The 9,464-nt window shown below is 56.1% G+C and carries 6 protein-coding genes; 4 read left to right on the top strand and 2 right to left on the bottom strand.

Going from position 1 to position 9,464, the window contains the following annotated elements; all coding sequences use genetic code 11:
- Positions 1 to 428 precede the first annotated feature (428 nt).
- The 4 genes from PRECH8_RS13590 to PRECH8_RS13575 are packed head-to-tail and all read left to right on the top strand — an operon-like array spanning position 429 to position 5,974.
- Positions 429 to 2,030: an O-antigen ligase family protein gene (locus PRECH8_RS13590; protein ID WP_200967637.1), complete on the top strand. Its 1,602-nt coding sequence runs from the start codon at positions 429 to 431 to the stop codon at positions 2,028 to 2,030.
- Positions 2,023 to 3,624, top strand: coding sequence for a hypothetical protein (locus tag PRECH8_RS13585; protein ID WP_200967636.1), 1,602 nt, complete (start codon positions 2,023 to 2,025; stop codon positions 3,622 to 3,624). The genes PRECH8_RS13590 and PRECH8_RS13585 overlap by 8 nt, the downstream gene beginning before the upstream one ends.
- Complete coding sequence (locus tag PRECH8_RS13580; protein WP_200967635.1) at positions 3,590 to 4,618, top strand: hypothetical protein; 1,029 nt, start codon at positions 3,590 to 3,592, stop codon at positions 4,616 to 4,618. Before PRECH8_RS13585 ends, PRECH8_RS13580 begins: the two co-directional genes overlap by 35 nt.
- Positions 4,619 to 4,636: 18 nt before the next feature.
- Complete coding sequence (locus PRECH8_RS13575) at positions 4,637 to 5,974, top strand: phenylacetate--CoA ligase family protein (RefSeq protein ID WP_200967634.1); 1,338 nt, start codon at positions 4,637 to 4,639, stop codon at positions 5,972 to 5,974.
- A gap of 21 nt (positions 5,975 to 5,995) precedes the next feature.
- On the opposite strand, the gene PRECH8_RS13570 is transcribed toward PRECH8_RS13575, so the two are convergent.
- Positions 5,996 to 7,639 carry a glycosyltransferase family 4 protein gene (locus PRECH8_RS13570; protein ID WP_200967633.1) on the bottom strand — a complete coding sequence of 548 codons (1,644 nt, stop codon included), beginning with the start codon at positions 7,637 to 7,639 and terminating at the stop codon, positions 5,996 to 5,998.
- A gap of 45 nt (positions 7,640 to 7,684) precedes the next feature.
- Positions 7,685 to 8,983, bottom strand: coding sequence for a nucleotide sugar dehydrogenase (locus PRECH8_RS13565; protein WP_200967632.1), 1,299 nt, complete (start codon positions 8,981 to 8,983; stop codon positions 7,685 to 7,687).
- Between the last annotated feature and the right edge of the window lie 481 nt (positions 8,984 to 9,464).

Genomic DNA, 9,464 nt, shown 5'->3' with positions numbered 1-9,464 from the left:
TCATCCGAATCACCGTATCTGAATAAGGTGCATGTGATCTCGCCGAGATCCTAACGGAACTACGGTGCGCTATTCGGCGATTTCTCGACCTCTTCTCTTTCTAACGGAACCTGGGTACGTTATTCTCTCCTAAATCCGCGACTCAGCACCATATAGCAGCAAATAGCGGATCTACGTTCCGTTAGTTTCTGTAAACCGACTCTTTTCGGTAAAATAACGTACCTGGGTTCCGTTACCTGCTCCTCGCCAGAAATCCCACATCAAAACTTCCATATCAGAACTCCCATATTTGGCAAAATGAAGTTTATCGTTGTGGAAGAATAACTTGATTTTTCAATATCGTTATGCGGTAATTAGAAGGGGCGTGAGTTGGCCGTGCTTACCGCCTAAACGCCCGTACAGCCGCTGTCAGAGAGGAGTTATTACCTATGCTGGACAAAGCCAAAGCCATTCTCTTTCATCGCATGACATGGCTTTATGTGCTGTTAGCTTTTCCGATCATCGACTATATCCTGCGCAACATCATCCCGATCCCCATCGTCTCTTCTCTATGGGATGAAGGTTTGCTGGTGTTGCTGCTGTGCATCGTCGTCCTGCGCATGTTGGACAAGCGGCGCCGATTGCCCAGTGTTCGGACGCCGCTCATCGCCTTCACAGTGCTGGGCGTGGCGATGTTCGTCTTCGATATGGCGCGTTTCGGCGTGAATATCGAAGGATTCCGCGCTGTATACCAATACATACTCGCTTTTATCATTGGTTTCTATATTCTGGATAAGGAAAGCGAAGCGATGCAGTTGTTCCGCCTGTTCGTGATCATCGGCGGGCTCATCGGGCTGCACGGCGTCTACCAATATATCATCGGCGTCGAGGTACCTGCGAGCTGGATTGACGCCAGCGAAACCGTACGCACCCGTTCCTACTCCATCGTCCAGAGCCCGAACGTGCTGGGCAGCTACATGGCCCTGACGGCGCCGATCGCCGCGGGACTGGCGCTTACCGACCGCGGTCGCCGCAGATGGCTGTGGGCCGTGCTTGCGGTCATCATGCTCGCCGCTCTGGTCTTCACAGGATCGCGCGGGGCATGGCTGGCCTTCGGCGGAGCGATCGGTCTTGCGCTGTTGTTCCTCAACCGCAAGCTGTTCATCGGCTTCCTGATCGCTGCGGTGCTGTCGTCGATCTTCGTGCCGCAGATCTCGTCGCGCTTCGCGGCCCTGTTCAATCCGGAATATCTCGCCAAGAGCTCCGAGAACGGCCGCATCCAGCGCTGGATCGGCGCCTACGATCAGATGCGCAGCAATCCGATCTTCGGCACCGGGCTCGGCCATTACGGCGGAGCAGTGGCGGATCGGCATTTTGGAACGATCTATGTTGACAGCTACTATTTCAAGACATTGGCCGAGATGGGTTTACTCGGACTCGGCGTCTATCTATGGCTGATGTACATGCTCCTGCGCAACACCTTCGATATATGGAAGGGGAGCGCTCGAACAAGGCAATTTTATCTCTACGGCGGCATCTTCGCCGGACTGCTAGCCGTGATCCTGCATAACGGAGTAGAGAACATATTTGAAGTGCCGTTTATGAATACCTTCTTCTGGTTGATCGCCGGCGTACTCCTATCGCTTCCGTATCTGAAGCCCTTCACGCCCGGCGGACAAGATCCGGCTTCTGCCGGTCCTGATTCCGAATCCGATCCGGCCGGCGGCAGGCGGAAGGCAGGACGCTCAGTAACGGCTGAACACGTTGGTGCGGAAGCTGGAGCCAGTGCAGGCACTGTTCCGTCAGCCAGCACACGAACTGACAGATCAGCTGACACAGCAACCTACGCTCCAGTCGGTACATCCACTGACACAGCAACCTGCGCTCCAGCCGACACATCAACTGACACATTAGCTAGCACAATGACCGTCACACCAGTTTCAGATGCAGCCTCAGGTTCGGCATCCGACTCGGCATCCGATGCCTCCGCAGCCGGATCAGAAGCGGTCAATCCGGGCTATGATGCGAAAGGAGGAACCGCATATGCTTAGAACCATAGGACGATATGCGCTGTTCGTCCTCTACTGTTTGTACATTCATCTCGCCTATCACTTGCTGCTCTTGGGCTCCTTCGCCGATTGGTCCTTGGCCGCACTGCTTTTCGTACCGATCGCCGGGCTGATGTTCTGGCTCGTACCGCCGCAGCAGCGCAAGGCAGCGATCGTCTATACGCTGACCTATATTTTCTTCGATCAGGCGATTCAGCGAGTTCACTGGATGGAGACACATTGGTTCATCCTTAATTCGCTCTTCATCGGACTGTTCATCTACCCGATCGTTCGCTGGTACGCTAAGCTGAAGCTCATACCGACGATCCTGGCCCTGGTCATCGCCTTTACGATGAATGCCGTGCTGCCGGAACGCATGGTGCAGGGGCTGTCCCATCTTTGGCCGATGGCGGTAACGGATGAACTCTACTACGGCGAACTGAGCGATCCCTTCCCCTTCACCCTCGCTGATCTCAACGGGGACGGCAGGGACGAGATCATCACGATCGGCAACACGGACTCCAAGCCCCGCATCGTACGCATCGATGAGCGGGAATACGAGATCGAATCCCCCCAGTTCAGCTTGTTCGTGTATGAATGGAACAATGGACTGAAGCGGATCCCGGCAGAGCAGCTGGACGCCGAGCGCATCAAGGCCCTCGTGCCGCAGGAATACATCGGCTTCCCTTATTACATCCTGACCGATGATCTGCGGTTAGAACCGCTGGTCACCAGACAACATCTTGCGGAGTCGATGACCCAGTTCGGTACGGCCCCCTTCCGCTCCCTGCTCATGAATACGGAGAATATCCGCTTCCTTCTGGAACAGAAAGGCGGGCTGTACGATGAAGTGCGTGAGACGGGACGCTTCACTGATGTCCGGCTGGCCAAGGGCCGATTAAGCGGCGCCTATGATGGACAAGCCTTCGACATCGCCTCGGACGCCACGCAGATCATCGGCGCCATCCAATTGGGAGAAGGACGGGAAGGGCTGCTCGTCAAAGGCATGAACATTCATCTCTACGAGATGACCGAAGGCGGGCTGACGGAGACCCATGTGCTCACACGGGCGATGCAGACGAATCTGGCTCAGAGCAACATCCTCATCACCGATGTCAACCGCAACGGCATCGAGGAGCTGACCATCGCCTTCCCGTATACGATCATTCTCGAGCCCAAGGCCAATGGAGAATGGGACATCCTGTGGGGCACGCGCGAGCGCAGCTTCCGCCTCGAATCCGTGATGAACCCGGGCACCGAGGATGAGACCTTGCTGGCGATGAGCAAGAGCATGCTCCGTGCAAGCGACGTCAACTATCTAACAGGTTTCACCTATACCGATGAGGGACTCCAACGCGAATGGAAAGTATTCCTGCCTGCCGTTGTGCGCACCATCGCCGGTGACCTGGACGGCGACGGACGGGATGAGATCGTGATGAGCCGTGCGGGCATCCACAAGCTGTACGTCTGGGCGCCGCACAACATCCCTGTGATCGAGATTCTAAGCGGACTGACCGTGCTGCTGGCAGCAGGGCTCGCCGTATACCGATGGAGGTGGCAACATGCGAAGCAAGGCCAATCGCAAAGCCGATCGTAAGGCGCATCTTAGGACGAATCATTATCATAAGGGGAATCATGAGGTGACGACCACCCATTCCGCCGCTCCTGCCCGCTCCGAATCCATCCGCAGCATCCAGGAGCAAGAGCGCGGCTTAACTTGCACAGCATCCATGCGCCCGCCGCGGCGGCGCTTCATCAGCCGGTTCTCCTGTGCCGCCTTCGCAGCCGCAGCGCTGCTCTTCGCCGCGGGCTGCACTGCCTATCCTTCAGAAGTAAGCGGGTTCCCTGCTGCTTCCGAAGCCGAGCCGGCGGTGACCAGCGATGTGACCGCCCGCGTGGCGAAGGCCATCGAAGTAAGCGACACTGAACCAGAGGCGCAGTCGTTCTGGTATACGGGGTATGTCAAAAACAACATCGGCCGCCGCTCAACGACAAGCATGTACGACGGGATCGTCTACCGACCTGGAGATGCCTATCAGGTGAACGGCCGCGTCGCAACGCGCACCTATCAGTATTTCCACTTCGGGGATAAGAGCTATATCAATCGCGGCGGCGTCTGGTTCAGAGGCAATCCTGAAGAGATGCAGCCCTTGGATCCGCTGGCCGGCTTCAGCGATTGGCTGCCCTTCATGACGGATGCCGTACAATTGCCCGACAGCGAAGTGCTGTCGACGCCGACGGACGTCATCCAAGTTCAGCTTGATGCCCGGGAATGGGTGGAGCGATCTCCTTCCATCCTTTTTGATGAACTGCGCGAAGAACTTGCCGACGATGAAACCCTGCAGCACGTGCTGGAGAACACCGTCGTGAAGATGACGCTCTGGATCGGCAAGGAGGATGCTCCGAAGCAGGCCAACTACATCTTGCAGTACAGCACCTGGCTGGTCATGCCGCTGCCCGGAGGCGGATATCTCGATCAGGAGACCTTCTTCCGCTTCTATCAGCATGATGACCCGGCGATCGTCGACCAGTTGTCCTCCCCGGACCGCATCGAAAAATATGTCGTAGATGCCGTCTTCGAAGAGCTGTAACAGGGATGGAGTGATCGTATGGATCTGAACGCGATTTTTATCAGAAGTGTCGTATACCCGATGATGTCCCTCGTCAAGGGCAACCGCATCATGAACTATCTCCAAGAGCTGAAGACAACGGAAAGCCTGACCCCTGCCGAGGTTACAGAACTTCAGAAGCAGAAGTTGATGAAGCTGCTCACCCACAGCATCCAGACGGTGCCGGCATACCAGAAGTACAGCAGACTGCTCCAAACCGCGGACCCCGATCCCTTCCAGCTTCTGAAGCAGATCCATGTCTGCACCAAGGCGGAAGTACGGAAGAACGGAGACGACTACATCTCCACCGCGGCCGACCGCAGCAAGCTCATTCCGAACAAGACGGGCGGCTCCACCGGCGAGCCCACGCAGTTCTATATGGATCGGTTCACCGTAGAACACTATGAAGCAGCCCGCTGGCGGGCTCTAGCGTGGTGGGGGATCAAGCCGGGGGATCGGCACGTGGCCATCCTCGGCAACCCTTCGGAGTACAGCACGCAGCATCTGCGCAGGGAGAAACTCCTCAAAAACCGCACCATCCTGCCCGGATATGACCTGAGAAGAGAGCAGACAGAGGAATACGTACGGATCCTGCACAAGGTGAAACCTGTATACCTGTACGGTTATGCTTCGGCGATCTATTTATTAGCCAAATATATCGAGGAACAGCAGCTGTCCAGCGACATCCGTCTCAACTGCATCGTGACAACGGCAGAGACCTTGTATCCGTTCCAGCGCGAACAGATCGAGCGGGTCTTCAAGACACGGGTGATCAATGAGTACGGCGCCAAGGACGGCGGCATCATCGCCTATGAATGTAAACAGGGACATCTACACATCACCGCGGAGAACGCCTATCTCGAGATCGTCGATCCGGTAACGCGGGAGCCCTTGGAGATTGGACAGCTGGGTGAACTGCTCGTCACTGACTTGAACAACTTCAGCATGCCTCGGCTGCGCTATGAGCTGGGGGATATGGCCGCGCTCTCCGAAGAGCCCTGTACATGCGGCAACCCGCTGCCGATCCTGAAGCACCTTGAAGGCCGCGTCGACGATATGCTGCTTAGACGGGACGGCAATGCAGTCCCCGGCCATTACTTCGCGCACATCGCAGGCAATATCCAAGGGTTCGAAAAATATCAGATCGTCCAGAAATCCCTGGATCACTGCGTGCTGAAGATCATCAAGAACGACCGTTTCAATCTGCAAGAAGTTGACTTCATCGCGAACGCGATCAAAGAGAAGCTGGGCGACATCACCGTTGATATTCAGTACGTTGACGAGATCCCGCCGACCAAATCCGGCAAACAGCGCCTCGTCATCCGTGAGAAGTTCTAATAGACTAAAAAAACCGGAAACCTATCTGCGGCTTCCGGTTATTTCATTTAATAATTCAGCTAACCTGCGGGCTTGTTCTCTTCGCTGGTATTTCAGCATCGACTTCTCCTGTGCCTGCTGCTCCTTCTGAGCCGTTCCGCTCTTCCAGTCCTCGTAGAGTTTCTTCACCGCCCGCTTGATCTCCTCAAGCGACAGCGGATCCGCTGTCTCCCCGAGGCCGTACTTCTCGATCAGCTTCGTCGATTCGCCGGGCATGGAGAGCGCCAAGATCGGGTGACCGATGGCCAGGTATTCGTACAGCTTGCCTGGTATATAGGCGCCCGATTCCGGCGCCGTGTCGCCAACGAGCAGCAGGATGTCCGACTGCTTCATCTTCTTAAGCGCCTGCTTATGCGGCAGATTGCCGAGGATCTCAACGATATCGGTCAACCCGAGTTCATGCACGGCATCGATATTATCGCTGTATCCCGGGTAATCGAACACGCCGGCGAAACGCAGCACGATGCGCTCTCGGTCAAGTGCGCCTTCATCGATGAGCTCCCTCACGGCTCTCAACAGAAGCCGCGGATTGCGTTCCTGATAGAAGATGCCCGCGTACATGAAGACGCAGCGGTCCTCATCCTGCGGCTCCTTCTTCACATCTCTAAGCGCCTCATAGTCCGCCGGATCATAGCCGTTGTGGATCACTTCCAAACGGGTGATCGCGGCGCCGAACTTCTCATTGAAATTCTTCGCGAAGGAATGGGTTACCGTCAAGGTCATATTCGCCTCATGGTGAACGGAGCGCTCCATCCGCTCCTCCAGCCATTCCCGCCAGCGAATGCCGGAGCGGTGCATATTCTGCGTCCACGGATCCCGGAAATCCGCGATCCAGGGCAATCCCGTCTTCCGCTTCAGATAGCGGGCCACGAGATGGTTCGTGTACGGCCCCGATGTCGAGAAGATCGCATCGATCCCGTATTGGCGGATGATCTCCAGCCCCTTCTTCCTCGCCGCTGGATACCACAGGATCTGATCATCCGGTATAAGCACCGCATCCTTCGTTCGCTTCAACCATTTCGCAAGCCGCTGCTTCCACGAAGGGGCTGCGGTTCCCTCTGCTTCCGCCGCAGCGTCTGTCTTCCGCTCAACAATCGCCGTTTCCGCAGTCCCTGCACCGTCAGCGGCATCTGCGGACTTCGCAGTTCCTGCCTCTCCTGCATCATCAGCAGCGTCTGCTGCCTTCGCAATTCCCGCTTCTCCAGTCCCTGCTGCTCCTCGAGCCTCCGAAGTTCCCGCTGCTCCTCGGGCCTCCGAAGTCCCTGCTGCTCCTCGAGCCTCCGAAGTTCCCGCTGTCCCGCCAGTTCCTCCAGCCCCAGCGATTCCCGCATCACTGCCCTCCTCAGCAGGGTTACTGCTTGTCCCAAGCAGCATCTGCCGGATCTTATGCACCATACCCTGATCTTCACGGCAGCGGTGGATGATCACATCATCGGGAATCTCATCGAGCAAGGACTCGTCCAGCGTGGCGTGATATTGCGGTTCCACCGTCAATACATGAACCTGCCAGCCGAATTCCCCCAGATAGCGCGCCATCTTAACCGCTCGTTGCACGCCGCCTCCCCCGATCGGGGGGAATAGGTATGCGATTATGAGAACCTGCTTGGCTCGTGTTCTGTTCGCCATGTTCGATCACCGCAATCTTGTGGGATAGTAAGTCTGTCTAAGCTGTCAGATCCGGTAAAGCTTCGTCCCCGCTGGCAGATCTCGCGGAATGCGATTCTTCGCATCGATGAGCACGGCTCCATCAGCCATCAATTCGATCGTCTTCGACCAATCGATCGACTGGAACTCTTCCTGCGCCGTCACGTAGAGCAGAGCATCCGCCCCCGTGACCGCTTCCTCCAGAGTATCCACCTTATAATCGTACTCGCTCTTCACCGCTGGATCCCATGCACGAACCTTCGCCCCGCGCTCAAGCAGGATCTTCACGATATCATGGGCCGGGCTGATCCGATCATCATTGGAATAATCCTTCATCGCCAGCCCCAGCATCGCTATAGTGCTGCCTGTCAGCTCCTTGCCCTGGACATGGAGTGCACTCTCGAGCATATCGACGAGCATGCCCGGCACCTCGTCATTGATGCGGCGGGCCATCTCCAAAAGATCGATCGCTACGCCGAGCTCCCTGGCCTTCGGCCGCAGATAATACAGGGCATTCGGCAGGCAGTATCCGCCGACGCCGGGTCCCGGCATCAACAGATTCACCCGCTTGTGCGTATTCGCCACGCGGATCAGCTCGAAGGTGTCGATGCCGGCCTTCTCCGCGAATCTGGCGAACTGCTGTACCATCGCGATATTTACATCGCGTTGGATATTCTCGATCACCTTCGCCGTCTCGACGGTGAGGATGTCCGAGATCGTGATCTCCGCCTTCGTCACGAAGGAAAGCACATCCCGCGCCTTCTCGATGCTGGCTTCATTCACGCCGCCCAAGGCAAGGGGCATGGAGATGAACTCCTCGAAGGCTCGTCCCTCCGCGATGCGCTCCGAAGAATAAGCCAGATAGAAATCCTCGCCCGCCTTAAGCCCGCTCTTCTCCTCTAGCTTCGGCTTAATGCGCCCCTCCGTCGTCCCCGGCACGACGGTGCTCCGCACGATCACCGTATCGCCGCGCTTCAGCACGCTGCCCAGCGATTCGCAGCAGTTGTCCAGTGCACGGAAGTCCGGCTCTCCGTCCTTGATCGGAATGCCGACGGTGATGACATACGTGTCCACTTCGCGTGCCGCTTCTGCATAGTCCGAAGTTGCGCGGAATCTGCCGGCAGCGATCTGCTCCTTCAAGATATCGCGGATCGTCCGGCCTTGGTAGGATTCCATATGATGGGTAATGCCGTTATTGATATCCTCGATTAATCCGGGCAGCACATCGATCCCGATGACCTTCGCGCCATGCATCGCATAGCTGAGCGATAACGGCAGTCCGATAAATCCTAAACCTAAAACGGCTAATGTGCGTTGTTGTTCCATGCGTTTCCCGCCTAACTTAATATATTTGACACTGATTATAATCGATTATAGATGGATCCATCCATTCCGATGGAATGGATGAATGCATCTGCTTGAAGTTGAACTCACGGTGGCCATAATGATAGGAAATAGTGTAAGTCAGATTTCCCTTATTTCTGCAAAAACACGGTTTTGGGCAAAATAGTGATAGTCAAACTTCCCTTATTTTGCTCACAGCCCCATAAAACACGCAAATCAGCGCAGAATTTTGGAAATAAGAGAAATTTCACTTCCGTTATTCTCGAATAAACCGCTAAATTTCCGAAATAACGGAAGTTTGACTTCCCTTATTCCGCCAGATTAAATGCAGGGGTTACTTCCCCTTCCCCATAATGTTCACTGGTTGACTTCCCTTATTCCGCACGGCGCCGGGCTTGCAACCTGCGTGCGATCCAGCGGCCCAATGGCCAGCAGACTGAGGGGCCCTGCGGCTCAGCAGCCA

The organism is Insulibacter thermoxylanivorax, assembly GCF_015472005.1.
In the GTDB taxonomy this organism is placed as follows: Bacteria; Bacillota; Bacilli; order Paenibacillales; family DA-C8; genus Insulibacter; species Insulibacter thermoxylanivorax.
The sequence above is the reverse complement of the archived record's forward strand: the minus strand, read 5'-3'. Positions and strand labels throughout refer to the sequence as shown.

Coding starts and splice junctions, on each gene's coding strand:
- PRECH8_RS13590 (WP_200967637.1), top strand. CDS start 429: ATGCTGGACAAAGCCAAAGCCATTCTCTTTCATCGCATGACATGGCTT.
- PRECH8_RS13565 (WP_200967632.1), bottom strand. CDS start 8,983: ATGGAACAACAACGCACATTAGCCGTTTTAGGTTTAGGATTTATCGGA.
- PRECH8_RS13575 (WP_200967634.1), top strand. CDS start 4,637: ATGGATCTGAACGCGATTTTTATCAGAAGTGTCGTATACCCGATGATG.
- PRECH8_RS13585 (WP_200967636.1), top strand. CDS start 2,023: ATGCTTAGAACCATAGGACGATATGCGCTGTTCGTCCTCTACTGTTTG.
- PRECH8_RS13580 (WP_200967635.1), top strand. CDS start 3,590: ATGCGAAGCAAGGCCAATCGCAAAGCCGATCGTAAGGCGCATCTTAGG.
- PRECH8_RS13570 (WP_200967633.1), bottom strand. CDS start 7,639: ATGGCGAACAGAACACGAGCCAAGCAGGTTCTCATAATCGCATACCTA.